This is a genomic window from Motilibacter peucedani (assembly GCF_003634695.1).
Lineage (GTDB): Bacteria > Actinomycetota > Actinomycetes > Motilibacterales > Motilibacteraceae > Motilibacter > Motilibacter peucedani.
Genome location: NZ_RBWV01000010.1, coordinates 1 through 26,726 on the forward strand (window position 1 = coordinate 1; position 26,726 = coordinate 26,726).

Below are 26,726 nucleotides of genomic sequence, written 5' to 3' on the forward strand. Positions count from 1 at the left end.
GGTTCTTCGACAGCTCCACCCCAGCTCCGGGGGCCTTCCCTGATCAAGTACCGCTAGAGGCGTGTCGCCCTGCACCAACCTGTCCGGTCAGTACAGCTAGCGCCGCACCCCGACGACGTCGCGCACCCGGTGGCCCTTCGCGAGGCCCTGGCGCTCGAAGCGGGTGACCGGCCGGTGGGCCGGCCGCGGCGTCCAGCCCTCGACCGCGAAGCGCTCGTCCGCGCCGACGACCTCGAGCACCTGCTCGGCGTAGGGCTCCCAGTCGGTCGCCACGTGCAGCCGCCCGCCGGCGGCCAGCCGCTCGGCCGCGAGGGCCACGAAGCCGGCGTCGACCAGGCGGCGCTTGTGGTGGCGCGCCTTCGGCCACGGGTCGGGGAAGAAGACGCGCAGCTCGTCGAGCGACGCGGGCGGCAGCGCGCGCAGGAGGTCGACGCCGTCGCCGGTCGCGACGCGTACGTTGCCGAGCCCCCGCCGCCCGACCTCGGCGAGCAGCGCCCCGACGCCCGGCGTGTGCACGTCGACGGCGAGGACGTCGCGCCCCGGGTCCGCGGCGGCCATCGCGGCGGTCGTCTCACCCATGCCGAAGCCGACCTCGAGCACGAGCGGCGCCGTGCGGCCGAAGAGCTCGGCCGGCTCCGGCAGCGCACCGGGCGCCCACTCGACGCCGTAGCGGTGCCACAGCGTGTCGAGCGCGCGCTGCTGGCCAGGCGTCACGCGGCCGCGGCGCAGCTTGAAGGAGCGGATGCGCGCGTCGGCCTCGGTCTGCACCCGCAGAACCGTAGGCGATCGCCGGTCTGCAGGCTGGTACGGTCGCCGCCGCGGCGCCCTGCCCTCGGCGGCGCCCCTCGACCACCAGTAGGAGACGTGACGCAACCCCTGCGCCGGTGCATCTGCCCCGGGTCGTTCGACCCGGTCACCAACGGCCACCTCGACGTCGTCGGCCGGGCGTCCCGGCTCTACGACCTCGTGACCGTCGGGGTGCTCGTCAACGCCAGCAAGAAGGGGCTCTTCGCCCTCGACGAGCGCATCGCGATGCTGCGCGAGGTGACCGCGCCGCTCGGCAACGTCGAGGTCGTGTCCTTCCAGGGCCTGCTCGTCGACTTCTGCCGCGAGCAGGGCATCCCGGTGGTCGTCAAGGGCCTGCGTGCCGTCAGCGACTTCGACTACGAGCTGCAGATGGCCCAGATGAACCACCGGCTCACCGGGCTCGAGACCGTCTTCGTGGCCACCAACCCCGAGTACTCCTACCTCTCCTCGAGCCTGATCAAGGAGGTCGCCGCCTACGGTGGTGACGTCTCCGGGCTCGTGCCGGAGCTGGTGCTCGAGCGGCTGCGCGAGCGGATGCCGCCGCGAGCGAGCGCCACCGACCCGCGCGCTGCCGAGTGAGCGCGCACCGCACTGCGATGCAGGACCCGACGCAGGACCCGACGCTGGAGGCGACGTGGACGTCCACACCAAGCTCGACGAGCTGACCGAGCTGGTCACCGAGGCCCGCTCGATGCCGATGTCGGCGTCCTGCATCCTCAACCGCAGCGAGGTCCTGGCTCTGCTCGACGAGGTCCGCGAGCTGCTGCCCGAGGAGCTCCACCACGCCGAGGCGCTGCTCGAGGAGCGCGAGACCGTCGTCGAGGAGGGCCGGCGCGAGGCCGAGCGGCTGGTCGAGGAGGCGCGCGCCGAGCAGACCCGGCTGGTCAGCGAGGAGGAGGTCGTCGAGGAGGCGCACCGCCACGCCGCCCAGGTCGTCGCCGACGCCCAGGAGCTCTCGGCGCGGATGCGCTCGGAGACCGACGACTACGTCGACGCCAAGCTCGCCAACTTCGAGGTCGTGCTCGGTAAGACGCTGGCCGCGGTGAGCCGCGGCCGCGAGAAGCTGCGCGACCGCGCGGAGCTCGGCGACCTCGACGACGACGCCGCTGCCGAGGCCTACCCCGCCGGCGGCGACGGCTACGGCGCGGCAGGCTACGACGAGCCCGGCGGCTACGCCGGGCGCTGAGCCGCGACGGTCAGCGGCGGCCGACCGCGGCCGGTAGCGGGGGCGCTGCCGGTCGCCCGAGGGAGCCGGCCGTGCGCATCCGGTAGGCTTGCCGTTCGGTCCTGTGCTCCGCGCGGGACCGTGCCAGCGTCCCGACCCCGGGACGACGGCCCTCCACCCGCCAGCCGCAGCACCCCAGGACGCCCGAACCATGCCCCGCCGCGACAGAGACCAGGAGACCGCGCCCCGCCTCGACCCCCGACAGCCGCTCGTGATCGACACACGCGAGCTCGGTCGTCGGCCAGGGTCGATGAAGCGCGTGAACCGCACGGTGCCTGCCCCGGCAGGTCTCGGCTCGGACGTCATCGGGGTGGCGCAGGGCAGCGACCTGGCGCTCGAGCTCCGGCTCGAGGCCGTCATGGAGGGCGTGCTCGTCTCGGGCACGGCGCTGGCGACGGTCACCGGTGAGTGCGTGCGGTGCCTGGACCCGATCGAGCACGAGCTCGAGGTCGACGTCCAGGAGCTGTTCGCCTACCCGGAGTCCTCGTCCGCCGAGGCGGAGGAGGACGAGGTGCACCACCTCGAGGGCGACCTGCTCGACGTCGAGCCCGTGGTGCGCGACGCGGTGGTGCTCGCACTGCCGCTGCAGCCCGTGTGCGAGGACGACTGCCCGGGGCTCTGTGTCGAGTGCGGCGCGCGCCTGGCCGACGACCCCGACCACGGCCACGAGGTGGCCGACCCGCGGTGGGCGGCCCTCTCGGGACTGCTGCCGGGCGACGAGGCCGAGCCGGCCGCGCCGCACCAGCCGTAGGACCAGCACCGCCCAGCCCGTCCCGCTCGACCACGTTCCGCCCGCAAGACCCCGCTCGACACCAGAGCAGCTCAACACCAGAGCAGCTCGACACCAGTGCAGCTCGACCCAGATCCAGCTCGACCCCCAGCACCCCGAGGAGTTCGTCGTGGCCGTTCCCAAGCGCAAGATGTCGCGCAGCAACACCCGCTCGCGCCGCGCCCAGTGGAAGGCGGCTCCCATCACGCTGACCGCGTGCGAGCGCTGCAGCTCCCCGAAGCTCCCGCACACGGCGTGCCCGACGTGCGGCACCTACGCGCGCCGTCAGATCCTCGACGTCTGACGGTCCGCTGAGCTCGCCCGCGGACGCGACCCAGCCTTCCGGCGCCACGCCGGAGGAGCTGGCGCGCCGGCTCGGCGTCCCCTTCGCCCCGGAGACGCTCGAGCTCGCCCTCACGCACCGCTCCTACGCCTACGAGCAGGGCGGGCTGCCGACCAACGAGCGGCTCGAGTTCCTCGGCGACGCCGTCCTCGGGCTGGTCGTCACCGACACGCTCTACCGGCTCCACCCGGACCTGCCCGAGGGCCAGCTGGCCAAGCTGCGGGCCGCGGTGGTCAACAGCCGCGCCCTCGCCGAGGTCGCCCGGCGTCTCGAGCTCGGACGCCACGTCCGTCTCGGCCGCGGTGAGGAGACCACCGGCGGGCGCGACAAGTCCTCGATCCTCGCCGACCTGGTCGAGGCGCTCATCGGCGCCGCCTACGTCGACCGCGGTCTCGAGGAGGCCACCGCCCTCGTCCACCGGCTCGTCGACGACCTGGTCGAGCAGGCCGCCGCGCTCGGCGCCGGCCTCGACTGGAAGACCTCGCTGCAGGAGATGACCGCCGCGCTCGGCGCCGGCCCGCCGCAGTACCGCATCACCAGCACCGGCCCCGACCACGCCAAGACCTTCGCCGCGTCCGTGGTGGTCGACGGCGAGGTGCGCGGGGAGGGCTCCGGGCGCAGCAAGAAGGAGGCCGAGCAGCAGGCGGCCTCCGCGGCCTGGGCCGTCCTGCGCGCGCTCGCCGACGCCTCCGCCGGCTGAGCCGTGCCCGAGCTGCCCGAGGTCGAGGTGGTGCGGCGCGGCCTCGTCGACCACGTCGCCGGCCGGGTCGTGGCGAGCGCCGAGGTGCTGCACCCGCGCTCCACGCGCCGGCACTCCGCCGGCCCCACCGACTTCTCCGACCGGCTCGCCGGCCGCCGGCTCGCGGTGCCCGCCCGGCGCGGCAAGTACCTCTGGGTGCCGCTCGAGGACGGCGCCGAGGCGCTGCTCGTGCACCTGGGCATGAGCGGCCAGCTGCTCGTGCAGCCGCCGGGCGCGCCCGACGAGAAGCACCTGCGCGTACGCCTGCGCTTCGCCGACGACGGTCCCGAGGTCCGCTTCGTCGACCAGCGCACCTTCGGCGGCCTCGCGCTCGTGCCGACCGGTGCCGACGGGCTGCCCGAGCCGGTCGCCCACATCGCCCGCGACCCGCTCGACCCGGCGTTCGACGAGCTCGACACCGTCCGGCGCCTGCGAGCGCGGCGGACCGGGCTCAAGCGCGCGCTGCTCGACCAGACGCTGGTCAGCGGAATCGGCAACATCTACGCCGACGAGGCGCTCTGGCGGGCGCGGCTGCACTACGCGCGGCCGACCGAGAAGCTGACGCGCGGCCAGGCGCTCACGGTGCTGGGGGAGGCCCGGCAGGTCATGGCCGAGGCGCTGGGGCAGGGCGGGACGTCGTTCGACGCGCTCTACGTCAACGTCAACGGCCAGAGCGGGTACTTCGACCGCTCGCTCCACGCCTACGGGCAGGCGGGTCGGCCCTGCGACCGGTGCGGCACCCCGATCCGGCGGGCGGCCTTCATGAACCGGTCGTCGTTCTGGTGCCCGGTGTGCCAGCCGGCGCCACGGCGGCCGGCCGCGTGAGGTTCGTCACCGGATCGTGACCTGCCGTTGACTCCGCCGTGACGTGGTGCGACTCTGGACACCCGCCCAGAGCCGCGCCGGTGCGACGCAGCCTGGCTCCGGACACCCGCCCTCGACCTGCACAGGTCGGGGAGCACCCAACCGGACATCGTGCTTCGCGTGGAGGATCCCAGCATGGCCAAGGCGCTCTTCGGACACGTCGGAGGCCCCGACCCCCGCATGCTCGCCGACCTCCGTCGTCTCACCCAGCGGGTCAGCGACCTCGAGCACGAGGTCGAGCGGCTCCAGGCCGAGAACGACAGCCTGCGCATCGGCGCCCTCGAGCACGACCTGCACGCCAGCGAGCTCGAGGCGGTCTGAGCCTGCCGCACCGGCCCGGCACCCGCGCCAGCGGGGGAGCCCCGGGCCGCGGGGAGCGCTCGTCGCTCCTGCGCCGCATCGGCTAGCGTGCCTGCCCGTGCACCTCAAGAGCCTGACGCTGCGAGGGTTCAAGTCCTTCGCGTCGGCGACCACCCTGCGCTTCGAGCCGGGGATCACCGCGGTCGTCGGACCCAACGGCTCCGGCAAGTCCAACGTCGTCGACGCCCTCGCCTGGGTCATGGGCGAGCAGGGGGCCAAGAGCCTGCGCGGCGGCAAGATGGAGGACGTGATCTTCGCCGGCACCGCCGGCCGCCCGCCGCTCGGCCGGGCCGAGGTCAGCCTCACGATCGACAACGCCGACGGGGCCCTCCCGATCGACTACACCGAGGTCACGGTCACCCGGACGCTGTTCCGCAACGGCGGGTCGGAGTACCAGATCAACGGCGCCTCCTGCCGCCTGCTCGACGTGCAGGAGCTGCTCTCCGACTCGGGCATCGGCCGCGAGATGCACGTGATCGTCGGCCAGGGCCGGCTCGACGCGGTGCTCTCGGGCACGCCCGAGGACCGCCGCGGCTTCATCGAGGAGGCGGCCGGCGTCCTCAAGCACCGCAAGCGCAAGGAGAAGGCGCTGCGCAAGCTCGAGGCGATGCAGGGCAACCTCGACCGGCTCCAGGACCTCACCACCGAGCTGCGCCGCCAGCTCAAGCCGCTCGGCCGCCAGGCGGAGGTGGCCCGGCGGGCCGCGACCGTGCAGGCCGACGTGCGCGACGCCCGGCTGCGCCTGCTGGCCGACGACCTCGTGCAGATGACCGCCCAGCTCGAGGCCGAGGTGGCCGACGAGCAGGCCCTGCGCGCCCGCCGCGAGCAGGTCGAGCAGGCGCTCACCGAGGCGCGCGCGCAGGAGGGCGCGCTGGAGGAGGAGGCGCAGGCGCAGGCCCCGCGCGCCGCGCGCGCCCAGGAGACGTGGTACGCGCTCTCCGCCCTGCGTGAGCGGCTCCGCGGCACCGCCGGCCTGGCGACCGAGCGCGAGCGCAACCTCACCCGAGAGCTGCAGGCCGCCGCGGCCGACCGCTCCGGCGACGGGCGCGACCCCGATGCCATGGAGGCCCAGGCCGCCCGCATCCGCGAGGAGGAGGCCGGGCTGCTCGCCGACGTCGAGCGCGCCCGCGCCGAGCTGGCCACGGCCGTGGCGCAGGTGAGGCAGTCGGAGCAGGCCCTCGCGGCCGAGGAGAAGGCGCTGGCGGCCGCGGTCCGCGCCCGCGCCGACCGGCGCGAGGGCCTCGCCCGCCTGGGTGGTCAGGCCGCTGCCGCGCGCAGCAGGGTCGATGCGGCCGAGGCCGAGATCGGCCGGCTCACGACCGCCCGCGACGAGGCCGTCGCCCGCGCCGAGCGCGCCCGCGTGCAGTTCGCCGCACTCGAGACGCAGGTCGCCGGCCTCGACGCCGGCGAGGAGGACCTCGACGCGGTCCACGAGGAGGCCTCGGCGGCCTACGACGAGCTCAGCGAGCGCGTGGAGGCGCTGGTGGCCGAGGAGCGGGAGGCCGAGCGCGAGCGCGCGGGCCTGCTCGCTCGCGTCGAGGCGCTCCAGCTGGGCCTCGCCACCAAGGACGGCGCCGGCACGCTGCTGGGCGAGACCCCCGCGCCAGGAGTCCTCGGCACCGCGGCGTCGCTGCTCGAGGTGCGCGCCGGCCATGAGACGGCGGTGGCGGCGGCGCTGGGCGCGGCGGCCGAGGCGGTCGTGGTGTCCGGCCTGGGCGCGGCGGTCGACGCGGTCGGCCGGCTGCGCGCGAGCGACGCCGGTCGCGCCGGTCTGCTGGTCGCCGGCGCACCTGGTCCCGACGCGGGCGAGCTCGGTGCCCTGCCTGCGGGCGCCGAGCGCGCCCTCGACCTGGTGCACGCCCCTGACGAGCTGGCCGGAGCCCTCGCCCTGCTGCTGGCCCGGGTGGTCGTGGTGCCCGACCTCGCCGCCGCCAGGGCGCTGGTCGACGCGCGGCCCGAGCTCACCGCCGTGACCGCCGAGGGCGACGTCGTGCGCGCCGGGTTCGTGGCCGGCGGCTCGGCCGGGGCTCCCAGCCTGCTCGAGGTCCAGGCCGCGGTCGACGAGGCGACCCGCCGGCTCGAGGACGCCTCGCACCGCAGCGACCGCCTGCGCTTCGCCCTGTCGGCGGCGCGCAGCGAGCGCGGCGCGGCCGAGGAGCGGGTCGAGACCGCACTGGCCCGGTTGCACGAGTCCGACGCCCGCATGGCCGCCGTGGCCGAGGAGCTCGGCCAGCTCGGCTCGGCGGCTCGCGCCGCCTCCGCCGAGGCCGAGCGCCTCGCCGCCACCCTGGCCGCGGCCCAGGAGCGGGTCAGCGGCGCCCGCACGGCCGCCGCGGAGCTCGAGGAGCGCCTCGCCGCAGCTGCCGACGCCCCTGACGAGGGCGAGCCCAGCCGGGCCGAGCGCGACCGGCTGGCCGAGCTCGGTGCCGCCCACCGGCGGGCCGAGATGGAGGCCCGCCTGGCCGTCCGCACGGCCGAGGAGCGTGCGCGCGGGCTGGCCGGGCGCGCCGACTCCCTCGAGCGCGGCGCCCGGCAGGAGCGCGCCAGCCGCGAGCGGGCGGCGCAGCGCCGCGCGCAGCAGCAGCGCGACGTGGCGGTGGCCGCAGCCGTACGCCGTGGTGCTGAGACCGCGCTGGCCCGCCTCGAGCTCTCGCTCGCCGCGGCGGCCGAGGAGCGCACGGCCGCCGACGCCGCCCGGGCCGCCGTCACCGAGCGCCTCGCCGCCGCCCGCTCGCAGACCCGCGGGCTGGCCGCCGAGCTCGACCGGCTGGTCGACTCGGTCCACCGCGACGAGCTGGCCCGCGCGGAGCAGCGGATGCGGGTGGAGGCGCTGCGTCAGCGCAGCGTCGACGAGCTCGGCACCGACCCCGACGTGCTGGTCGAGGAGTACGGCCCCCACCAGCTGGTGCCGCCCTCGCTACCGGTCCCGGGCGACCCGGAGCCCGAGACCGAGCCGGTGCCGAAGCCGTACGTCCGCGCCGAGCAGGAGAAGCGCCTGCGCACCGCCGAGCGGGCCCTGGCCCAGCTCGGCAAGGTCAACCCGCTGGCGCTCGAGGAGTTCGCGGCCCTGGAGGAGCGGCACAAGTTCCTCGTGACCCAGCTCGAGGACCTGCGGGCGAGCCGGCGCGACCTGCTCGACATCGTCAAGGAGGTCGACGAGCGCGTGCAGACGGTGTTCGCCGAGGCCTACGCCGACACCGCGCGCGAGTTCGAGGGCGTCTTCTCCCGGCTCTTCCCGGGCGGCGAGGGCCGGCTGCTGCTCACCGACCCCGACGACATGCTGACGACCGGCATCGAGGTCGAGGCGCGTCCGCCCGGCAAGAAGGTCAAGCGGCTCTCGCTGCTCTCGGGCGGCGAGCGCTCGCTCACCGCCGTCGCCCTGCTGGTGGCGATCTTCAAGGCCCGGCCGAGCCCGTTCTACGTGATGGACGAGGTCGAGGCCGCGCTCGACGACACCAACCTCGGGCGGCTGCTCACGATCCTCGAGGAGCTGCGCGGGTCGAGCCAGCTGATCATCATCACCCACCAGAAGCGCACGATGGAGATCGCCGACGCGCTCTACGGCGTCACCATGCGCGGCGACGGCGTCACGACCGTCATCAGCCAGCGGCTGCGCGACGAGCCGTCGGGAGCACCGGAACAGCCGGCGGCCGCCGTCAGTTAGGCCCGGTATGACCTTCTTCGTCCTGGTCCTGCTCGTCGCCGTCCTCGCTGCCGCGTTCGTGCTCGCCGTCGTCGCCTACCCGCACCGCGGCCGCCGCGTACCCGGACCCCAGCCGGTCAGCGCCGCGCTCGACCGCGTCGGCGGGCGGGTCAGCGAGCTGCTCGAGGAGGCGTCGGCCACGCGCTGACGCCCCGCCGCCCCGCGGCACTCGCCCGGCTCGTGCCGCGGATGAGAGGCTGACGACGTGCTCACCGTCATCCTCGTCGCTGTCGCCGTCCTCGTGGTCGCCGTGGTCCTCGGGGCCACCCTCGTCGTCCCCCGCCGTCGGCGCACGCTGCCGCCGGCGCCGCCGCAGCGCCCAGGCCTCGACTACGCGCCGGGCGTCGGCGACGACGTCACCGTCCCGCGCGACACGCCGACCCGCACCCTCGAGGACCACGACCTCCCGCCCGTCGAGGGCCCGGCCGAGGCGCCCACCGCGCTGCTGGAGCGGCCCGAGCCGGTCGCCGGCCGGCTCACCCGGCTGCGCGAGCGGCTCTCGCGCTCGCAGAGCACGCTGGGGCGCGGCCTGCTGGCCCTGCTCTCCCGCGACACCCTCGACGAGGAGACGTGGGAGGAGGTCGAGGACACCCTCATCCGCGCCGACGTCGGCGTCACGCCCACGCAGGAGCTGGTCGAGCGGCTGCGCACCCGGGTGCGCGTGCTGGGCACCCGCGACCCGGAGCAGGTCAAGGCGCTGCTGCGCGAGGAGCTCGTGGCCGCGCTGGCTCCTGAGCTCGACCGCAGCCTGCACACCTCGCGCCACCCCGAGGGCCGCCCGGCCGTCGTGCTCGTCGTCGGCGTCAACGGCACGGGCAAGACCACGACGGTCGGCAAGCTCGCCCGCGTGCTGGTCAGCGAGGACCGCGACGTCGTGCTCGGCGCGGCCGACACCTTCCGCGCCGCCGCCGCCGACCAGCTCACGACGTGGGGCGACCGCGTCGGCGTGCCCACCGTGCGCGGGCCCGAGGGCGGCGACCCCGCCTCGGTGGCCTTCGACGCGCTGAAGGCCGGCACGGAGGCCGAGGCCGACGTCGTGCTGGTCGACACGGCCGGCCGCCTGCAGAACAAGGTCGGACTGATGGACGAGCTCGGCAAGGTCAAGCGCGTCCTCGAGCGCGGCGGCCCGGTCGACGAGGTGCTGCTCGTGCTCGACGCGACGACCGGCCAGAACGGCCTCATCCAGGCCCGCGTCTTCTCCGAGGCGGTCGACGTCACCGGCATCGTGCTGACCAAGCTCGACGGAACCGCCAAGGGCGGCATCGTCGTGGCCGTCCAGCGCGAGCTCGGCGTGCCGGTCAAGCTGGTCGGGCTGGGCGAGGGCGCCGACGACCTCGCGCCCTTCGAGCCGGGCGCCTTCGTCGACGCGCTGCTCGGCTGAGGGCGGCTCCACGCTGCGCGCACGCTGCCGGCCGGGACTGTTGACCTCGCCGTAACGTACGCGGCGCCGCTGTTACGTGCGCGCAACGTGGCGTCGCAGGACACGAAACCTGGCGGTCGCACTCTCTGGGGCACAACCGGTCCCCATGGAGGGTACGAATGCCCGAACTGAACTCTGGAGACACTGCCTGGCTGCTCGCCAGCAGTGCCCTCGTCCTGCTGATGACGCCCGGCCTGGCCTTCTTCTACGGCGGCATGGTCCGGAGCAAGAGCGTCCTCAACATGATCATGATGAACTTCGCCTGCCTCGGCGTCGTCACGATCCTGTGGGTGCTCTACGGCTACTCGCTGGCGTTCACCGGAACCAACCCGCTGATCGGCGGCCTGGACGCCATCGGGCTGAAGGGCACCATCGACGCCCAGAGCGGGACGCTGCCCACGCTGGTGTTCTCGGCCTTCCAGATGATGTTCGCCATCATCACCCCGGCGCTGATCAGCGGCTCGATCGCCGACCGCGTGAAGTTCGGCGCGTGGATCCTGTTCGTGGTCCTCTGGACCTCGATCGTCTACTTCCCGGTCGCGCACTGGGTGTTCTACTTCAACGGCGGTGACGGCGGCTGGATCGCCGACCACCTCAAGGCGATGGACTTCGCCGGTGGCACCGCGGTCCACATCAACGCCGGTGCCGCGGGTCTGGCCCTCGCGTTCGTGCTGCGCAAGCGCATCGGCTTCAAGCGCGACCAGATGCGCCCGCACAACCTGCCGATGGTGCTGCTCGGCGCTGGTCTGCTGTGGTTCGGGTGGTTCGGCTTCAACGCCGGGTCGGCCGTCTCCGCCGGCCAGGGCGCGGCACTCGCCTTCATGAACACCCAGGTCGCCACCGCAGTCGCGGCCATGGCGTGGATCGCGGTGGAGAAGGTGCGCGACGGGCACTCCACCACCCTCGGCGTCGCCTCGGGCGCCGTCGCCGGCCTGGTGGCCATCACCCCGGCGTGCGGCTCGATCAACCCGATGGGCTCGATCATCCTGGGCGCGATCGCGGGCGCCGTCTGCTGCTACGCGGTGGGCCTGAAGTACCGCTTCAACTTCGACGACTCGCTCGACGTCGTGGGCGTCCACCTCGTCGGTGGCCTCGTCGGCACCCTGCTCATCGGCATCCTCGCCACCGGCACCGCCATCAAGGCGACCGCGTCGGCCGGCGACCCCGGCCTGTGGGACGGCGGCGACCTGACCCAGCTCGGCCGCCAGGCGGTCGCCGCCTTCGCCGTGCTCGCCTACTCGTTCGTCATCGCCTACGTCCTCGGTCTCGCCATCGACAAGACGATCGGCTTCACGGTGAGCGAGGAGGAGGAGGTGAACGGCGTCGACTTCGGCCAGCACGCCGAGACCGCGTACGAGTTCGGCAGCGGCACTTCCAGCGCCCTGGGCACTCGCCCTGCCGCCTTCGTCAACGCACAGGAGAGGATCGAGGCATGAAGCTCGTCGTGGCAGTGCTCAAGCCGTTCAAGCTCGACGACGTCAAGACCGCCCTCGAGGCGTTCGGCGTCCACGGCCTGACGGTCTCCGAGGCCAACGGCTACGGCCGGCAGAAGGGCCACACCGAGGTCTACCGCGGTGCCGAGTACACCGTCGACCTCGTGCCGAAGGTGCGGGTCGAGGTCCTCGTCGAGGACGCCGACGCCGACGACGTGGTCGAGGTGATCACGAAGAGCGCCCAGACCGGGCGCATCGGTGACGGCAAGGTGTGGGTCGTGCCCGTCGAGACCGTCGTGCGCGTGCGCACCGGCGAGCGCGGACCCGAGGCCCTCTAGCCGATGATCGAGGTCGAGTGAGCGTCTCCGAGCAGGGCCCGCCGCCCACCGCCCGCACCCCTGCGGAGCACCTGGCGGCGCGGCGGGCCCTGGTCGCGAGGCCCGGCCCGCCGAGCCCGGCCCGGCGGCGCGAGCTCTCCGACCTGACCGACGCGTGGATCCGCGAGCTGTGGCACGACGCGGCTCCCGCGCCGGAAGGGATCGCCCTGGTCGCCGTCGGCGGCTACGGGCGGGCCGCGCTCTCGCCGCAGAGCGACCTCGACCTGCTGCTGCTCCACGACGGGCACCGCAGCGACGACGAGGTCGCCCGGGTGGCCGAGGCGCTGTGGTACCCCGTCTGGGACTCCGGCACCCGGCTCGACCACTCGGTCCGCACGCCGGGAGAGGCCCGCAAGGTGGCTGCCGGCGACCTGTCGGTGCTGCTCGGCCTGCTCGACCTGCGGGTCGTCTGCGGGTCGGGCGCGCTGGGGCAGCGGCTGCGCACGGCGGTCTTCGACGACTGGCGCACCAGTGCGCGGTCCCGGCTCGAGGAGCTGCTCGAGACCTGCCGCGAGCGGTGGCGCCGGGCGGGGGAGGTCGCCTTCCTGCTCGAGCCCGAGCTCAAGGAGGGCAAGGGCGGGCTGCGCGACGCCGTCGCCCTGCGCGCGGTCGCCGCCTCGTGGGTGGCCGACCGGCCGCACGGCGACCTCGACGGAGCCGTCGAGCGCCTGCTCGACGTGCGCGACGCGCTGCACCAGAGCTCGGGCCGCGCGCTCGACCGCGTGCTCCTGCAGGAGCAGGACGCCGTGGCCACCGTCCTCGGGCTGGCCGACGCCGACTCGGTGCTCCGGGTCGTGGCCGACTCGGCCCGCACCATCGCCTACGCCGGCGACACCACCTGGCGCCGCGTCGAGCAGCTGCTCGGCTCGAGGCGGCGCGCTCCGCTGCTGCTGTCCCGCCGGCCGCCACGGCCCCGCGTGCTCGCTCCCGGGCTCGCCGAACACGAGGGGGAGGTCGTGCTGGGACGCGACGGTCTGGTCGACTCGGACCCCGTGCTGCCCCTGCGCGCCGCCGCCGTCGCGGCGCAGGCCGGGCTGCCGCTCTCGCCCGGCACCGCCGAGCGCCTGGCCGCCACCAGCCCGCCGCTGCCGGAGCCGTGGCCGCGCGAGGCCCGCGACGCGCTGGTCGCGCTGCTCGGCGCCGGAGCCGGCGCGGTGCGGGTGTGGGAGGCGCTCGACCAGGCCGGCATCGTCGACCGGTTCCTGCCCGAGTGGGCGCTCGTGCGCAACCGGCCGCAGCGCACGCCGGTGCACCGCTGGACCGTCGACCGGCACAGCGTCGAGACCTGCGTGCAGGCCGCCGCGCTCGTGCGCCGCGTCGCCCGGCCCGACCTGCTGCTCGTCGCGGCGCTGCTGCACGACATCGGCAAGGGCCGCCGCCGCGGCGACCACTCGCGCGAGGGGGCGGCGATGGCCGCCCCGATCGTGGCCCGCATGGGCTTCTCCGAGCCCGACCAGCAGGTCGTCGTCGCGCTCGTGCTGCACCACCTGCTCCTCGCCGACACCGCGACCCGGCGCGACATCGACGACCCGGCGACCGCGGCGAAGGTCGCCGACACGCTCGGCTCGGTCGAGGTGCTCGACCTGCTCTCGGCGCTCACCGAGGCCGACGCGCTCGCCGCCGGGTCGGCTGCCTGGACCGACTGGCGCGCCGGGCTGGTCGCGGAGCTGACCCGCCGCACCCGGGCCCACCTGCGCGGCGAGCCGCCGCCGCCGGTGACGCCGCTGACCTCCGAGCAGCGCGCGCTCGCCGACGCGGGCGACCTCGCGGTCACCGTGCGCCCCGAGGGCGGCGGCTGGTCGGTGACCGTCGTCGCACCCGACCGTCGCGGCCTGATGGGCGTGGTGGCCGGCGTCCTCGCCCTGCACCGGCTCTCCGTGCGCTCCGCGACCCTGCGCACCGAGGGCGGGATCGCGGTCGACACCTGGTCGGTCGTGCCGGAGTTCGGCGACCCGCCCGCGCTGGAGGCGCTGCGCGACGACATCGACCGGGCGCTCGACCGCCGGCTCGACGTCGCCGCCGTCCTCGAGCGGCGCGAGGCGTCGCGCGCGCCGGCCCAGGCACCGCGTACGCCTGCGCAGATCGACGTCGTCCATGACGCCTCCGAGACCGCGACCGTGCTCGAGGTGCGCGCCGCCGACCGGCTGGGGCTGCTGCACCGGCTGGGCCGGGCGCTGTCGTTCGCCGGGCTCGACGTGCTCGCGGCGCGGGTGGCGACGCTGGGGGCGGAGGCGGTCGACGTGTTCTACGTGGTCGAGGACACCGGGGAGCCGCTCACCGCCGAGCGGGCGCGAGAGGTCGCGCGGATCCTGAAGGACGTCGCCAGCTAGCGGGACCGCTCACCAGAACGAGTGGGTCAGCACGTCCTGCAGATCGTCGGCCGGGAGCGCCCGGCTGAACAGGTAGCCCTGGGCCTGGTCGCAGCCCATGCGCACCAGCTCGTCGACCTGCGACTCGTGCTCGGCGCCCTCCGCGACCGTCCGCAGCCCCAGCCCGTGGGCGAGCCCGACGACCGCGCGCACGATGTGGATGCTCTCGAGGTCGTCGGTGATCGCCGAGACGAACGACCGGTCGGCCTTGACGACGCTCACCGGCAGCCGGGTGAGGTAGGACAGCGACGAGTAGCCGGTGCCGAAGTCGTCGACCGCCATCTCGACGCCCAGCGCGTGCAGCTCGCGGACCGCCCGGGTGCACGCCTCGGTCTCGGCGATGACGCTGCTCTCGGTGATCTCCAGGCAGAGCGCGCCGGCCTGCACGCCGTGCCGGCCGAGGCTGTCGCTCACCTGGCGGACCAGCGCCGAGCCGCGCAGCAGCTGGTGCGGCGAGACGTTGACCGCGACCCGGGGGGCCGCCGGGCCGAGCACCCGGGCCCACTCGGCGCGCTGGGCGCAGGCCGTGCTCAACACGAAGGCGCCGAGGGTGTGGATGAGTCCGGAGTCCTCGGCGACGGCGATGAAGTCCTCGGGTCCGACGCTGCCGAGCTCGGCGTCGTCCCACCGCGCCAGCGCCTCGACGCTGACCACGCGCCCGCTGCGCAGGTCGACGACCGGCTGGTAGTGCACCTGCAGCTGGTCGGCGGCCAGAGCCGTGCGCAGCCGTCGCTCGAGGCTGTGGCGCGCGACGGCCCGCTCGCGCAGGCCCTCCTCGAAGACGCGCACCCGCCGGCGCCCGTCGGCCTTCGCCTGGTACATCGCGGTGTCGGCGTCGCGCAGCAGCGTCACCGCGTCGGCGTGCCCGTGCCGGTCGGCCACGGCGATGCCGACCGAGGCGTCGACGTGCAGGGCCGGCGAGCCGTCGAGCGGTGCCGCGAGGGCCTGGAGGAGGCGCTCGCCGCGGCGGATGGCGTCACCGACGTCGTCGACGCGCTCGCAGAGCACGGCGAACTCGTCGCCGCCCAGCCGGGCGACGGTGTCCTCCGCCCGCACCGTGGCGACGATGCGCGCGGCGACCGCCCGCAGCAGCTCGTCGCCGGCAGCGTGGCCGAGGGAGTCGTTGACGACCTTGAACCGGTCGAGGTCGAGGAAGAGCACGGCGAGGTGGCCGCCGCTGCGGCGGGCCACGGCGTGACCGAGCCGGTCGAGGAAGACCGCCCGGTTCGGGAGCCCGGTGAGCGGGTCGCGCGTGGCCCGCTCGACCAGCAGCGACTCGGTGCGCCGCTGCTCGGTGACGTCGCGCACGGCGATCCCCGCGCCGAGGACGTCGCCGGCGGCCTCCCCGGGCACGCGCACGGGGTAGTAGTCCGACACCCACTGGCGCCGTGCGCCGTCGTGGGCGGCGGTCGAGCCGAGCACCTCGACGCCCAGGACGGGTACGCCGTGGCGCAGCACCCGGTCGATGCTGGTGATCGCGACGGGGTCGACGTCGGGCAGCACCTCGGCGACGTGGACGCCGAGGTGCTCCTCGACGGGCCGGCCGTTCATCGCCGCGAGCGCCGGGTTGACGCGGCGGTAGACACCGCTCGCGTCGACGTAGGCCAGGCCCACGGGGGCGGCGTCGATCAGCGTGTCGAGCAGCGCCCGGGAGTCCTTGTGCTCCTGGGTCTCGACCGCCCGCGCGTGCTCCGCCTTCTTGCGCTCGGTGATCTCGTGGAAGAAGATCACGACGCCGTCGGGCAGCGGGTGGATCCGGCACTCGAACCACCGGTCCCACGCGCCGATGTAGTCCTCGACCAGCACCTGGCGCTGCTCGGCCAGCGCCAGCTCGTAGGCCTGCTGGTAGGGCTCGCGCACCGCCTCGGGGAACTCGGTCCAGATGTGGCGCCCGAGCAGGTCCTCGGGACGGCGGCCGAACAGCTGCGCCGCCTGGGAGTTGACGTAGACGTAGCGCCAGTCGCGGTCGAGCGCCACGAGCGCGTCGCTGACCGCGTCGAGCACCTCGTCCTTGCTGAGCCGCAGCGGCCCGGCCGACCCGCCCTGCTCCGTCACGGTCCCCCCTCCGGGGGCCCGCGACGTCGGGAGCCCCCGCCCATCGTCCTGCCCGCGCGCGAGCAGGGACAACCGGGGCGCTGCTGCTCCCCCCCGGCGCCGCGGAGGGGCGGCTAGGCTGGGGCGCGGCCGACGGCGTACCCGGACCTGCGCCCCACCGCGCACGGGCACCGCCCGTCCGTCGGCCCAGCCGCCTGTCACACAAGTGGAAGCGAACACGTGTTCACGACGCTCCAGGACCGCCTGACCGCGACCTTCAAGGGACTGCGCGGCAAGGGCCGCCTCTCCGAGGCCGACATCGACGCGACCGCGCGCGAGATCCGGGTCGCCCTCCTCGAGGCCGACGTCGCGCTGCCGGTCGTGCGCGAGTTCATCGCCGCGGTGCGCGAGCGGGCCCGCGGCGCCGAGGTGTCGCAGGCGCTCAACCCCGCGCAGCAGATCATCAAGATCGTCAACGAGGAGCTCGTGACGATCCTCGGCGGCGAGACCCGCCGGGTCCGGTTCGCCAAGAACCCGCCGACGGTGATCATGCTCGCCGGCCTCCAGGGCGCCGGCAAGACCACGCTCGCCGGCAAGCTCGCGCTCTGGCTCAAGGGCCAGGGCCACGCCCCGCTGCTCGTCGCGGCCGACCTCCAGCGTCCGAACGCCGTGACCCAGCTGCAGGTCGTGGGGGAGCGGGCCGGCACGCCGGTGTTCGCCCCTGAGCCCGGCAACGGCGTGGGCGACCCGGTCCGGGTGGCGCGCCAGGCCATGGACTTCGCGCGCGACAAGCAGCACGACGTGGTCGTCGTCGACACCGCCGGCCGCCTCGGCATCGACGCCGAGCTCATGCAGCAGGCCGCCGACATCCGCGACGCCGTGCAGCCCGACGAGATCCTCTTCGTCGTCGACGCGATGATCGGCCAGGACGCGGTCGTCACGGCCGAGGCGTTCCTCGAGGGCGTCGGCTTCACCGGCGTCGTGCTGACCAAGCTCGACGGCGACGCGCGCGGCGGTGCCGCCCTCTCGGTCGCCAAGGTCACCGGGCGGCAGGTGATGTTCGCCAGCAACGGCGAGAAGCTCACCGACTTCGACGTCTTCCACCCCGACCGGATGGCCTCGCGCATCCTCGACATGGGCGACGTGCTCACGCTGATCGAGCAGGCCGAGCGCACGTTCGACGCGCAGCAGCAGGAGGAGATCGCGCGCAAGTTCTCGACGGGTGAGGACTTCACCCTCGAGGACTTCATGTCGCAGATGCAGCAGCTGCGCAAGATGGGCTCGATGTCGAAGATCTTCGGCATGCTGCCCGGGATGGGCCAGTTCCGCGAGCAGATCGAGAACATCGACGAGCGCGAGCTCGACCGCACGCAGGCCATGATCTCGTCGATGACGCCCGCCGAGCGCCGCGACCCCAAGATCCTCAACGGCTCGCGCCGCTCGCGCATCGCCCGCGGCTCGGGCACCTCGGTCTCGGCCGTCAACGACCTCGTCGAGCGGTTCGGCCAGGCCCAGCAGATGATGCGGACCATGCGCAGCGGGGGCGCGATCCCCGGCATGCCGGGCTTCGGCAAGAAGTCCAAGGGCAAGCAGGCGCCGCAGCAGAAGAAGGGCAAGGGCGGCCGCTCCTCGGGCAACCCCGCCAAGCGCGCGCTCGAGGCGCAGCAGGCACCGGCGCGTACGCCTGCGGCCGGCAGCCCGTTCGGCCCTGCCGCAGGCGGCGGAGCCGGTGCCGGCGGCTTCGAGCTCCCCGCCGAGCTGCGCGACCTGCTGCCGCCCGGCTCGCGCTGACGCCCGCGGCACGCCCCCCCTCGTTGGCACGATGTGACTCCTTGCCAATCAGATCGGCAAGGAGTCACATCGTGCGGGGGCGAGGCGGACGCCGCAGGGACGTTCGAGGGGCGCGGGTTCGCCAGCACCCCCGCGCGTCTGGCACAATCGCAGGCTGCACCAGTCCGCACGCAGGCCCCTCTCTCCCGCGTGCTGGCTCCCAGCACCCCCGGTGCTGCCGCAGGTCCGGACCCACCCGGCAAGACGGCACCCGAACGCGTCCGACGAGGAGAACCCAGCCCCGTGGCTGTCAAGATCAAGCTGATGCGCATGGGCAAGATCCGTGCGCCGTACTACCGCATCGTCGTCGCCGACGCCCGCACCAAGCGCGACGGCCGCTTCATCGAGGCGATCGGCAAGTACCACCCCACCGAGGAGCCCTCGCTCATCGAGGTCGACGGCGAGCGGGCGCAGTACTGGCTGGGCGTCGGCGCGCAGCCGACCGAGCCCGTGCGCGCGATCCTCACGGTGACCGGCGACTGGCAGAAGTTCAAGGGCCTCCCCGGCGCCGAGGGCACCCTGCGCGTCGCCGCTCCCAAGGCCGACAAGAAGGCGGCCTTCGACGCCGCCGCCCGCGAGGTGGGCACCGGCGAGACCGTCGGCGCCGCGACCACGCCGCGCGCGAAGAAGTCCGCCGAGGCTGCTGCCGAGCCCGCCGAGGCTCCCGCCGCCGCTGAGGCGCCGGCCGCCGAGGCTCCGGCCGAGACCTCCGAGGCGTAGGTGCTCGAGGAGGCCCTCGAGCACCTGGTCCGGGGCATCGTCGACAACCCCGAGGACGTCGCCGTCCGCCGCCGCGAAGGGCGGCGGGGGCGCGTGCTCGAGGTCCGGGTCCACCCCGACGACCTCGGCAAGGTGATCGGCCGCAGCGGTCGCACTGCCACCGCGCTGCGCACCGTGCTCGGCGCCCTGGCCGACGGCCGCCCCGTCCGCGTCGACTTCCTCGACGTCGACGAGCGGCGCTGACGCCCTCCCGGGGCGCGTCCTCGTGATCGAGCTGTCCGTCGGCCGCATCGGCCGCGCGCACGGCATCCGCGGCGACGTGCTCGTGGAGCCCCGCACCGACGACCCCGGGTCGCGCTTCGCGCCCGGGGTCGTGCTGCGCACCGACCCGGCGGCGACCGGCCCGCTGACCGTCGAGTCGGCGCGCTGGCAGTCCGGGCGCCTGGTCGTCCGCTTCGCCGGGGTCGACGACCGCAGCGCTGCAGAGGCGCTGCGCGGCACGCTGCTCGTCGTCGACATCGACGAGCACGAGTCGCTCGACGACCCCGACGAGTTCTACGACCACCAGCTGGTCGGCCTCGCCGCCGTGACCGTGGCCGGCGACCCGGTCGGCACGGTGAGCGACGTGCTCCACCTGCCGGCCCAGGACGTGCTGGCCATCACCCGGCCCGACGGCCGCGAGGTGCTCGTCCCGTTCGTCTCCGAGCTCGTGCCCGCGGTCGACCTCGACGCCGGCCAGGTGCAGGTGGAGCCGATCGGCGGCCTGCTCGACCCCGAGGACTGAGCCACCGGCATGCGCATCGACGTCCTGACGATCTTTCCCGACTACCTCGCCCCGCTGGGCCTCTCGCTGATCGGCAAGGCACGGGAGCAGGGGCTGGTCGAGCTCGCCGTCCACGACCTGCGCGGGTGGACGACCGACCGGCACCGCACCGTGGACGACACGCCCTACGGCGGTGGCCCCGGCATGGTGATGCGGCCCGAGCCCTGGGGGCAGGCCCTCGACGCGGTGGCCGCGATGGGCGCGCCCGAGCGTCCCCGCCTCGTGCTGCCGACGCCGGCCGGGCGCCCGTTCACCCAGGCGGTCGCGCACGAGTACGCCGCGCTGCCCTGGCTGGTCTTCGGCTGCGGGCGCTACGAGGGCATCGACGCCCGCGTCGCGGAGGAGGCGCGCGAGCGCTACGACGTCGACGAGGTCTCGCTCGGGGACTACGTGCTCAACGGCGGCGAGGTCGCGGTGCTGGTCGTGGTCGAGGCGGTCGCCCGGCTGCTGCCCGGGGTGATCGGCAACGCCCAGAGCCTTGACGACGAGTCGCACGCGGCGGGGCTGCTCGAGGCGCCCGCCTACACCAAGCCGGCGCTGTGGCGCGGCCACCGCGTACCCGACGTCCTGCTCTCCGGCGACCACGCGCGCATCGCGCGCTGGAAGCGCGACGAGGCCCTGCGGCGTACGCGCTCGGTGCGTCCTGACCTCGTCGCCGCGCTGCCGCCGGGCGACCTCGACCGGCGCGACCGCGAGGTGCTCGGCGAGCTCGGCTCGGCGCCTCCGGAGGCCCCGGCGGGCTGAGCGAGTTCGTCCGATCCGGCGCGCGTGTGTCAAACTGGCTCGTCGCGCCTATGAACTCGACGGCCGCGCCCTGCCGCAGGGGAGCGCGTTCCGGACGCCGAGCGGCGCACGACCTGACCGCTGAGGGGTCTCGCAGCATGCGAGGTCCCGCCACCCGGGGTGACCTGCCGGCACCCGAGGAGCTCCCACATGAACATTCTCGACGGTCTCGACGCGGCCTCGCTGCGCACCGACATCCCGGCCTTCGGGCCTGGCGACACGCTCAAGGTCCACGTCCGCGTCGTGGAGGGCAACCGCTCGCGCATCCAGGTCTTCCAGGGCGTCATCATCCGCCGCCAGGGCGGCGGCGTCCGCGAGACGTTCACGATCCGCAAGGTCAGCTTCGGCACCGGCGTCGAGCGCACGTTCCCCGTGCACTCGCCGGTCATCGACAAGATCGAGGTCGTCACCCGCGGTGACGTCCGACGCGCGAAGCTCTACTACCTGCGCGACCTGCGCGGCAAGGCCGCCAAGATCAAGGAGAAGCGCGACGTCCTCCCGGGCGCCGGTCGCTGATCTGCTGCGAACGCGCCGGACGGCCCTCTGACGGGGGACGTCCGGCGCGTTCTGCGCGTTGGTCCCACCGGCACGGCCGGGAGGACGTGCCCGCCCCTCCGGGACCCGGCGCAGGCGACGACCCACGAAAGGCCGATGCGTGAGCACGACGGACCCGTCCGAGAGCGCCGCTGCGGAGCCCGAGCGCGTGCCCGAGGACCGGCCGGCCGCGCCGGTGCTGACTTCGACGCCGGGGGAGCCTGCCGGTGACGCGGCCGTCGGCGCGGACGGCCCTGACCCGTCCGCACCCGCCGAGGACGCGGACCAGCCGCACCGCAGCCACCGCCGCCGCGGCTTCCTGCCCGTCGTGCCTTCCTGGGCCGAGCTGCCGGTCCTCGTCGGCCTCGCGCTCGTCCTGGCGATGGTCGTCAAGGCCTTCCTGGTGCAGGCGTTCTACATCCCGTCGGGCTCGATGGAGGACACCCTGCGGGTCGGCGACCGCGTGCTCGTCGACAAGGTGTCCTACCGGTTCGGCGACATCCACCGCGGCGACATCGTGGTCTTCAACGGCGTCGACTCCTTCACCTCCGAGGTCGACGTCGAGGAGTCCGGCAACCCGGTGGCCCGCGCGGTGCGCGAGGTCGGCAGCTGGGTGGGCGTGGCCCAGCCCAGCGAGCGCGACTTCATCAAGCGCGTGATCGGCGTCCCCGGCGACCACGTCGTCGCCGACGGGCACGGCAAGGTGGTCGTCAACGGCGTGCCCCTCGAGGAGACCTCCTACCTGTTCCCCGGCGACGCGCCCTCCGACCGGGCCTTCGACGTCACCGTGCCGGCGGGCAAGCTCTGGGTCATGGGCGACCACCGCAGCGAGTCGGCGGACTCCCGCGAGCACATGGGCGACCCGGGCGGCGGCTACGTCCCCGAGGACAAGGTCATCGGAAAGGCCTTCGTGGTCGTGTGGCCGTTCGGCCACTGGGACACCCTCGGCACGCCGAAGACGTTCCACGACCCCGCCTCGTCCCGGTAGGCCCCTCTCCCGGTTAGCCTTTCGCCCATGTCGGTCCCTCCGAGCCTGCGCTACGAGCGCGAGGCCTGGCGCTCCGGCGCCGGTCTGCTCGCGGCCGTCGACGAGGTCGGGCGCGGGTCGCTCGCCGGGCCGGTCAGCGTCGGGGTGGTGCTGCTGGAGCCGGGCTGCAAGCCGGGCCCGGTCGGGCTGCGCGACAGCAAGCTGCTGACGCCCGAGGCGCGCACCGCGCTGGTGCCGCGCATCCGGCGCTGGGTCCTCGAGGGCGCCGTCGGGCACGCGTCCGCCGCCGAGATCGACGCCGTCGGCATCCTGCGCGCCCTGCGCCTCGCCGCCGAGCGCGCCGTCGCCTCGCTGAGCCGGACGCCCGACTGGGTGCTGCTCGACGGCAACCACGACTACCTCACCCGGCGCCCGCAGCCGCTGCTGCTCGAGTTCGACGACGGGCTCGACGCGCTGGCCGCGGCTCCTGAGCTCGAGGGCGGCTGGCGCTGCGAGGTCCCCGTGCGCACGCTGGTCAAGGCCGACCTGAAGTGCTCGTCGGTCGCCGCCGCCAGCGTCCTCGCCAAGACCGAGCGCGACGCGCTGATGGCCGAGCTGGCCGCGTCCTACCCGGCCTACGGCTGGGACTCCAACCGCGGCTACTCAGCGCCGGCGCACCTCGCGGCGCTCGAGGAGCACGGTCCGTGCGAGCAGCACCGGCGCTCGTGGCGGCTGCCCGGGCAGCGCGGCCCTGCTGACGAGCTGGCAGCTGACGAGCTGCCGGGGTGGGACACCGAGGCGTCGACCGGCGAGGTCGCCGACGAGCGAGAGCAGGAGCTGGCATGAGCGCCGAGGACCTGGAGAAGTACGAGACCGAGATGGAGCTGCAGCTCTACCGGGAGTACCGCGACGTCGTCGGCCTGTTCCAGTACGTCGTGGAGACCGAGCGCCGCTTCTACCTCACCAACTCGGTGCGGCTCGAGCCCCGCACGACCGAGGGCGGCGACGTCTACTTCGAGGTCACCATGTCCGACGCCTGGGTCTGGGACATGTACCGCCCGGCGCGCTTCGTCCGCAACGTGCGCGTGGTGACGTTCAAGGACGTCAACGTCGAGGAGCTCGCCAAGAGCGAGCTGGAGCCCCCGCCCACCACCTGACCCGCCGCCGCGGTCCTCCACAGGGGGCCGCCGCTCCGTCCACAGGGGCCCGGCCGAGAGCGGCGGCACCACGGCCACCTCGCCCAGTGTGGGGCGCGGAGGTGGTTGCCGTGCCCGTGCGCAAGGCAGAGGTGGACGAGGCGGTGCCCCGGCAGGTGCCGGCGGGCACCGCGAGGGCGGCGCTGGGGCGCTACGGCGAGGACGTCGCCGTCCGGTTCCTGGTCGAGCAGGGGATGGTGATCCTCGAGCGCAACTGGCGCTGCGAGCTGGGCGAGGTCGACATCGTGGCGCGCGACGGCGACACGCTGGTCGTCTGCGAGGTCAAGACCCGTCGCTCCGAGCGGTTCGGCCCGCCGCAGGAGGCCGTGACCCGCGTGAAGCTGTCGCGGCTGCGCCGGCTCGCCGTGCGCTGGCTGCTGGCCCACGACGTGCACCCGCCGCACGTGCGCATCGACGTCGTGGCCGTGCGCCGCGACGCCCGCGGCCCGGCCGCGGTCGAGCACCTGCGAGGGGTGGCCTGATGGCGCTCGGTCGCGCGCGCGCCGTCGCCCTGCTCGGCGTCGACGGCGCGGTCGTCGAGGTCGAGGCCCACATCGCTGCCGGGCTGCCCGGGTTCAGCCTCGTCGGGCTGCCCGACGCAGCTCTGTCGGAGGCCCGCGACCGCGTGCGCGCCGCCCTCGTCAACTCCGGCGAGCCGTGGCCGCAGAGCCGCATCACCGTCGGCCTCTCGCCGGCCAGCCTGCCCAAGCGCGGCTCCGGCTTCGACCTGGCGGTGGCCGCGGCGATCATGCTCGCCGCCGGGCAGCAGGCGCAGCCGCCGGTGCACCCCGAGGTGCTGAAGGACGCCCTGCTGCTCGCCGAGCTCGGCCTCGACGGCCGCCTGCGCCCGGTGCCTGGCGTCCTGCCCGCCGTCGCGGCAGCTGCCCGGGCCGGCGTGCGCGCGGTCTTCGTGGCCGAGCCCAACGCCGCCGAGGCGGCCCTCGTGCCCGGTGTCGAGGTCGTCGGCCTGCGCTCGGTGGCGCAGCTGGGCGCGCTGCTGCGCCGCCTGCCGGTGCCCGACGAGCCGCCGCTCCCGGCGCCGCAGCGCCCGCTGGGCTCCGGGACCGTCCCCGAGCCCTCTGACAAGGACCTCAGCGACGTCGTCGGCCAGCACGAGGCTCGCCACGCCGTCGAGGTCGCCGCGGCAGGAGGTCACGCGCTGTTCCTCGTGGGGGCGCCCGGCACCGGCAAGACGATGCTCGCCGAGCGGATGCCCGGCCTGCTGCCCCCGCTCACTCCCGAGGAGGCGCTCGAGGTCACGGCCGTGCACTCACTGGCCGGCACGCTCGACCCCGACACCCCGCTGGTGCGCCGCCCGCCGTTCCGCGCGCCGCACCACAGCGCCACGACGGCGGCCGTCGTGGGGGGAGGCAGCGGCGTCCCGCGGCCGGGCGCGGTCTCGCTCGCGCACCGCGGCGTGCTGCTGCTCGACGAGGCCCCGGAGTTCTCGCCCTCGGTGCTCGACGCGCTGCGCCAGCCGCTCGAGTCGGGCACGGTCGTGCTGTCGCGCGCCGGCGGCACGGCGCGCTACCCGGCGCGCTGCACCCTCGTGCTGGCGTCCAACCCGTGCCCCTGCGGCCTCTCGGTCGGCAAGGGCCTCGACTGCCGGTGCACGCCGCTCGCCCGCCGGCGCTACCTCGGCCGCCTGTCGGGCCCGCTGCTCGACCGGGTCGACCTGCGCGTCGAGGTCCGGCCGGCGCTGGGCGCGGGCTCGACCCTCGAGGGCGAGAGCACCGCCGTGGTCGCCGCGCGCGTGCGGGAGGCACGGGCCCGGGCGGCCCACCGCTACGCCGACACCCCGTGGCGCACCAACGCCGAGGTGCCCGGCCGCGAGCTGCGGGGGAGGTGGCGGGTCGAGGAGGCCCGCGCCGTCGAGGACGCCGTGCGCCGCGGCTCCCTGACGCTGCGGGGCGCCGACCGCACCCTGCGGGTCGCGTGGACGCTGTGCGACCTGGCTGGCCGCGCGCGGCCCTCGAGCTCCGACGTCGCCGCCGCGCTCGGGCTCCGGCTCGCCGGCGGCGCGGGGGTGGCCGCGTGAACCGGCCCGAGCAGGACGCGGCACAGGGTCCCAGGGTCGGCACGGAGTACGTCGACGAGGGGCGCGGCCACGAGGCGAGCGTCCCCGAGGCGTGCGTCCCCGACCCGCGGGAGTCCCGCCGCAGGGCGGTGGCGGTGCTCCTGCGGCTGGTCGAGCCGCCGTCGCCGCACCTGGTCGCCCTCGTCGACCGCAGCGGCCCCGAGGCGGTCGTCGAGCGGCTGCTCGACGACCGGCCGCCGGAGCTCGCGCTGTTCGACGACGGGTCGCGCCCGCTGGCCGAGGCCAAGGCCGAGCACGCCCGGGCCGTCGCCCGGCTCGACCGGTGGCGCGCGAGGCTGCCCGTCGTCGACGTCGACCGCGACCTGATGCTCGCCCGCCGCGTCGGCGCCCGCCTGGTCGTCCCCGGCGACGACGAGTGGCCGACGGGGCTCGACGCGCTCGGCACGACGCGGCCGCTCGGGCTGTGGGTCCGCGGCCGGGGGTCGCTCCGCGAGCTCGCCGAGAGGTCGGTGGCGGTGGTCGGGGCACGGGCGTGCACGGCCTACGGCGAGCACGTCGCGTCCTCGCTGTCGGCGGAGCTGGTCTCGAGGGGGTGGAGCGTCGTCTCGGGCGCCGCCTTCGGCATCGACGCCGCTGCCCACCGCGGGGCGCTCGCCGCGGGCGGTCCGACGCTGGCGGTGCTCGCGTGCGGCGTCGACCTCGCCTACCCCCGGGCCCACGACACGCTGCTGGCCCGCGTCGCCGAGGACGGCCTCGTGGTCAGCGAGTACCCGCCGGCCACTCCGGTGACCCGCGGCCGCTTCCTCGACCGCAACCGGCTGCTCGCGGCGCTCACCCGCGGCACGGTGCTCGTCGAGGCCGGCCTGCGCAGCGGCTCGCGCAGCACCGTCAAGCACGCCCGGTCGCTGAACCGCCCGGTGCTCGTCGTGCCGGGGCCGGTGACGAGCCCCGCCTCGGCCGGCTGCCACGCCGAGCTGCGTGCGGGCGGCGACACCTTCGTGGTGACCGACGCCGACGACGTGCTGGAGGTGCTGGGGCCGCTCGCAGCCGAGGTCGGGGGCGCGCGCAGAGGCCCCGACCGCCCGCTCGACCAGCTCGGTGCGGACGCGCTGCGCGTCTACGACGCGATGCCGCAGCGAGCGGCGATCGGCGTCGACGACCTGTGCCTCGGCACCGGCCTGCCGGTGGGCGAGCTGCTCGCGCTGCTCGGACAGATGGCTGCTGACGGCTTCGTGCGCGCCGAGGAGGGCGGCTGGGCGCGCGTGCCCGCCGGCCGCGGCGGCACCCGCCCCGGCGCGTGACGCGCCGGGGCACGACGCGCCGGGGCACGACGCGCCGGGGAGCGAGGTGCTTGACGATCTTGCCCCTGAGCGTGACCGTGTGCCTGGTGAG

General features: G+C 75.1%; 27 protein-coding genes. 25 read left to right on the forward strand and 2 right to left on the reverse strand.

From position 1 onward, the window contains the following. Positions 1 to 96: 96 nt before the first annotated feature. A complete protein-coding gene (gene trmB, locus CLV35_RS04955; protein WP_231121505.1) occupies positions 97 to 768 on the reverse strand; it encodes a tRNA (guanosine(46)-N7)-methyltransferase TrmB in 672 nt (223 codons plus the stop codon). A 108-nt stretch (positions 769 to 876) separates the two neighbouring features. On the opposite strand from trmB, the gene coaD reads away from it, so the two are divergent. From coaD to CLV35_RS05020, 13 genes are all read left to right on the forward strand, one after another. Next, a complete protein-coding gene (gene coaD / locus CLV35_RS04960) occupies positions 877 to 1,386 on the forward strand; it encodes a pantetheine-phosphate adenylyltransferase (RefSeq protein WP_121192937.1) in 510 nt (169 codons plus the stop codon). A gap of 55 nt (positions 1,387 to 1,441) precedes the next feature. Further along, a complete protein-coding gene (locus CLV35_RS04965) occupies positions 1,442 to 1,993 on the forward strand; it encodes a hypothetical protein (protein ID WP_121192392.1) in 552 nt (183 codons plus the stop codon). A gap of 190 nt (positions 1,994 to 2,183) precedes the next feature. Next, positions 2,184 to 2,783 carry a YceD family protein gene (locus tag CLV35_RS04970; RefSeq protein WP_121192393.1) on the forward strand — a complete coding sequence of 200 codons (600 nt, stop codon included), beginning with the start codon at positions 2,184 to 2,186 and terminating at the stop codon, positions 2,781 to 2,783. Positions 2,784 to 2,931: 148 nt separating this feature from the next. Next, positions 2,932 to 3,105 carry a 50S ribosomal protein L32 gene (gene rpmF / locus CLV35_RS04975; RefSeq protein WP_121192394.1) on the forward strand — a complete coding sequence of 58 codons (174 nt, stop codon included), beginning with the start codon at positions 2,932 to 2,934 and terminating at the stop codon, positions 3,103 to 3,105. A gap of 7 nt (positions 3,106 to 3,112) precedes the next feature. Beyond that, positions 3,113 to 3,844 carry a ribonuclease III gene (gene rnc / locus CLV35_RS04980; RefSeq protein WP_121192395.1) on the forward strand — a complete coding sequence of 244 codons (732 nt, stop codon included), beginning with the start codon at positions 3,113 to 3,115 and terminating at the stop codon, positions 3,842 to 3,844. Between the two features lie 3 nt (positions 3,845 to 3,847). After that, a complete protein-coding gene (mutM, locus tag CLV35_RS04985) occupies positions 3,848 to 4,708 on the forward strand; it encodes a bifunctional DNA-formamidopyrimidine glycosylase/DNA-(apurinic or apyrimidinic site) lyase (RefSeq protein ID WP_121192396.1) in 861 nt (286 codons plus the stop codon). A 174-nt stretch (positions 4,709 to 4,882) separates the two neighbouring features. After that, positions 4,883 to 5,068, forward strand: a complete 186-nt coding sequence (locus CLV35_RS04990; RefSeq protein ID WP_121192397.1) for a hypothetical protein — start codon at positions 4,883 to 4,885, stop codon at positions 5,066 to 5,068. A gap of 97 nt (positions 5,069 to 5,165) precedes the next feature. Further along, positions 5,166 to 8,771 carry a chromosome segregation protein SMC gene (gene smc, locus CLV35_RS04995; RefSeq protein WP_121192398.1) on the forward strand — a complete coding sequence of 1,202 codons (3,606 nt, stop codon included), beginning with the start codon at positions 5,166 to 5,168 and terminating at the stop codon, positions 8,769 to 8,771. A gap of 7 nt (positions 8,772 to 8,778) precedes the next feature. Beyond that, positions 8,779 to 8,958, forward strand: a complete 180-nt coding sequence (locus tag CLV35_RS05000) for a hypothetical protein (RefSeq protein WP_121192399.1) — start codon at positions 8,779 to 8,781, stop codon at positions 8,956 to 8,958. Between the two features lie 57 nt (positions 8,959 to 9,015). After that, the gene (ftsY, locus tag CLV35_RS05005; RefSeq protein WP_121192400.1) at positions 9,016 to 10,191 is read left to right on the forward strand and encodes a signal recognition particle-docking protein FtsY; all 1,176 of its coding nucleotides are present in this window, start codon (positions 9,016 to 9,018) and stop codon (positions 10,189 to 10,191) included. A gap of 158 nt (positions 10,192 to 10,349) precedes the next feature. Next, positions 10,350 to 11,666 (forward strand): ammonium transporter, encoded by a 1,317-nt coding sequence (locus tag CLV35_RS05010; RefSeq protein ID WP_183061725.1) that lies wholly within the window; start codon positions 10,350 to 10,352, stop codon positions 11,664 to 11,666. Continuing rightward, positions 11,663 to 12,001, forward strand: coding sequence for a P-II family nitrogen regulator (locus CLV35_RS05015; protein WP_121192401.1), 339 nt, complete (start codon positions 11,663 to 11,665; stop codon positions 11,999 to 12,001). The genes CLV35_RS05010 and CLV35_RS05015 overlap by 4 nt, the downstream gene beginning before the upstream one ends. Positions 12,002 to 12,018: 17 nt before the next feature. Next, positions 12,019 to 14,370 (forward strand): [protein-PII] uridylyltransferase, encoded by a 2,352-nt coding sequence (locus tag CLV35_RS05020; protein ID WP_121192402.1) that lies wholly within the window; start codon positions 12,019 to 12,021, stop codon positions 14,368 to 14,370. A 9-nt stretch (positions 14,371 to 14,379) separates the two neighbouring features. Here the strand turns inward: CLV35_RS05020 and CLV35_RS19670 are convergent, their stop codons facing one another. Continuing rightward, positions 14,380 to 16,464: a putative bifunctional diguanylate cyclase/phosphodiesterase gene (locus tag CLV35_RS19670; RefSeq protein ID WP_183061727.1), complete on the reverse strand. Its 2,085-nt coding sequence runs from the start codon at positions 16,462 to 16,464 to the stop codon at positions 14,380 to 14,382. Positions 16,465 to 16,683: 219 nt separating this feature from the next. Between CLV35_RS19670 and ffh the strand changes: the two genes are divergently transcribed. From ffh to dprA, 12 genes are all read left to right on the forward strand, one after another. Further along, entirely contained in the window at positions 16,684 to 18,234 is a 1,551-nt protein-coding gene (gene ffh / locus CLV35_RS05045) for a signal recognition particle protein (protein ID WP_121192405.1), read from the forward strand. 282 nt (positions 18,235 to 18,516) lie between these two features. After that, the gene (rpsP, locus tag CLV35_RS05050) at positions 18,517 to 18,993 is read left to right on the forward strand and encodes a 30S ribosomal protein S16 (RefSeq protein WP_121192406.1); all 477 of its coding nucleotides are present in this window, start codon (positions 18,517 to 18,519) and stop codon (positions 18,991 to 18,993) included. Further along, the gene (locus CLV35_RS05055) at positions 18,994 to 19,236 is read left to right on the forward strand and encodes an RNA-binding protein (protein ID WP_121192407.1); all 243 of its coding nucleotides are present in this window, start codon (positions 18,994 to 18,996) and stop codon (positions 19,234 to 19,236) included. Between the two features lie 25 nt (positions 19,237 to 19,261). Beyond that, entirely contained in the window at positions 19,262 to 19,777 is a 516-nt protein-coding gene (rimM, locus tag CLV35_RS05060) for a ribosome maturation factor RimM (RefSeq protein WP_121192939.1), read from the forward strand. Between the two features lie 9 nt (positions 19,778 to 19,786). Continuing rightward, positions 19,787 to 20,560 (forward strand): tRNA (guanosine(37)-N1)-methyltransferase TrmD, encoded by a 774-nt coding sequence (trmD, locus tag CLV35_RS05065; RefSeq protein WP_121192408.1) that lies wholly within the window; start codon positions 19,787 to 19,789, stop codon positions 20,558 to 20,560. Positions 20,561 to 20,749: 189 nt separating this feature from the next. After that, complete coding sequence (rplS, locus tag CLV35_RS05070) at positions 20,750 to 21,115, forward strand: 50S ribosomal protein L19 (RefSeq protein ID WP_121192409.1); 366 nt, start codon at positions 20,750 to 20,752, stop codon at positions 21,113 to 21,115. Between the two features lie 139 nt (positions 21,116 to 21,254). Continuing rightward, positions 21,255 to 22,121 carry a signal peptidase I gene (lepB, locus tag CLV35_RS05075; protein WP_231121509.1) on the forward strand — a complete coding sequence of 289 codons (867 nt, stop codon included), beginning with the start codon at positions 21,255 to 21,257 and terminating at the stop codon, positions 22,119 to 22,121. A gap of 27 nt (positions 22,122 to 22,148) precedes the next feature. Then, entirely contained in the window at positions 22,149 to 22,946 is a 798-nt protein-coding gene (locus CLV35_RS05080) for a ribonuclease HII (protein WP_121192410.1), read from the forward strand. Next, complete coding sequence (locus CLV35_RS05085; protein ID WP_121192411.1) at positions 22,943 to 23,257, forward strand: DUF2469 domain-containing protein; 315 nt, start codon at positions 22,943 to 22,945, stop codon at positions 23,255 to 23,257. The genes CLV35_RS05080 and CLV35_RS05085 overlap by 4 nt, the downstream gene beginning before the upstream one ends. 110 nt (positions 23,258 to 23,367) lie before the next feature. Further along, positions 23,368 to 23,778, forward strand: coding sequence for a YraN family protein (locus CLV35_RS05090; RefSeq protein ID WP_231121510.1), 411 nt, complete (start codon positions 23,368 to 23,370; stop codon positions 23,776 to 23,778). Further along, positions 23,778 to 25,334: a YifB family Mg chelatase-like AAA ATPase gene (locus CLV35_RS05095; RefSeq protein ID WP_121192412.1), complete on the forward strand. Its 1,557-nt coding sequence runs from the start codon at positions 23,778 to 23,780 to the stop codon at positions 25,332 to 25,334. The genes CLV35_RS05090 and CLV35_RS05095 overlap by 1 nt, the downstream gene beginning before the upstream one ends. Further along, entirely contained in the window at positions 25,331 to 26,635 is a 1,305-nt protein-coding gene (gene dprA / locus CLV35_RS05100) for a DNA-processing protein DprA (protein WP_231121511.1), read from the forward strand. Before CLV35_RS05095 ends, dprA begins: the two co-directional genes overlap by 4 nt. Positions 26,636 to 26,726 lie beyond the last annotated feature (91 nt).

Excerpts from the sequence above, each read along its gene's own strand:
- CLV35_RS05095 (WP_121192412.1), top strand. The coding sequence starts at position 23,778 with ATGGCGCTCGGTCGCGCGCGCGCCGTCGCCCTGCTCGGCGTCGACGGC.
- trmD (WP_121192408.1), top strand. The coding sequence starts at position 19,787 with ATGCGCATCGACGTCCTGACGATCTTTCCCGACTACCTCGCCCCGCTG.
- CLV35_RS05080 (WP_121192410.1), top strand. The coding sequence starts at position 22,149 with ATGTCGGTCCCTCCGAGCCTGCGCTACGAGCGCGAGGCCTGGCGCTCC.
- CLV35_RS04990 (WP_121192397.1), top strand. The coding sequence starts at position 4,883 with ATGGCCAAGGCGCTCTTCGGACACGTCGGAGGCCCCGACCCCCGCATG.
- CLV35_RS05085 (WP_121192411.1), top strand. The coding sequence starts at position 22,943 with ATGAGCGCCGAGGACCTGGAGAAGTACGAGACCGAGATGGAGCTGCAG.
- rplS (WP_121192409.1), top strand. The coding sequence starts at position 20,750 with ATGAACATTCTCGACGGTCTCGACGCGGCCTCGCTGCGCACCGACATC.
- CLV35_RS05010 (WP_183061725.1), top strand. The coding sequence starts at position 10,350 with ATGCCCGAACTGAACTCTGGAGACACTGCCTGGCTGCTCGCCAGCAGT.
- CLV35_RS05015 (WP_121192401.1), top strand. The coding sequence starts at position 11,663 with ATGAAGCTCGTCGTGGCAGTGCTCAAGCCGTTCAAGCTCGACGACGTC.
- CLV35_RS04970 (WP_121192393.1), top strand. The coding sequence starts at position 2,184 with ATGCCCCGCCGCGACAGAGACCAGGAGACCGCGCCCCGCCTCGACCCC.
- CLV35_RS05000 (WP_121192399.1), top strand. The coding sequence starts at position 8,779 with ATGACCTTCTTCGTCCTGGTCCTGCTCGTCGCCGTCCTCGCTGCCGCG.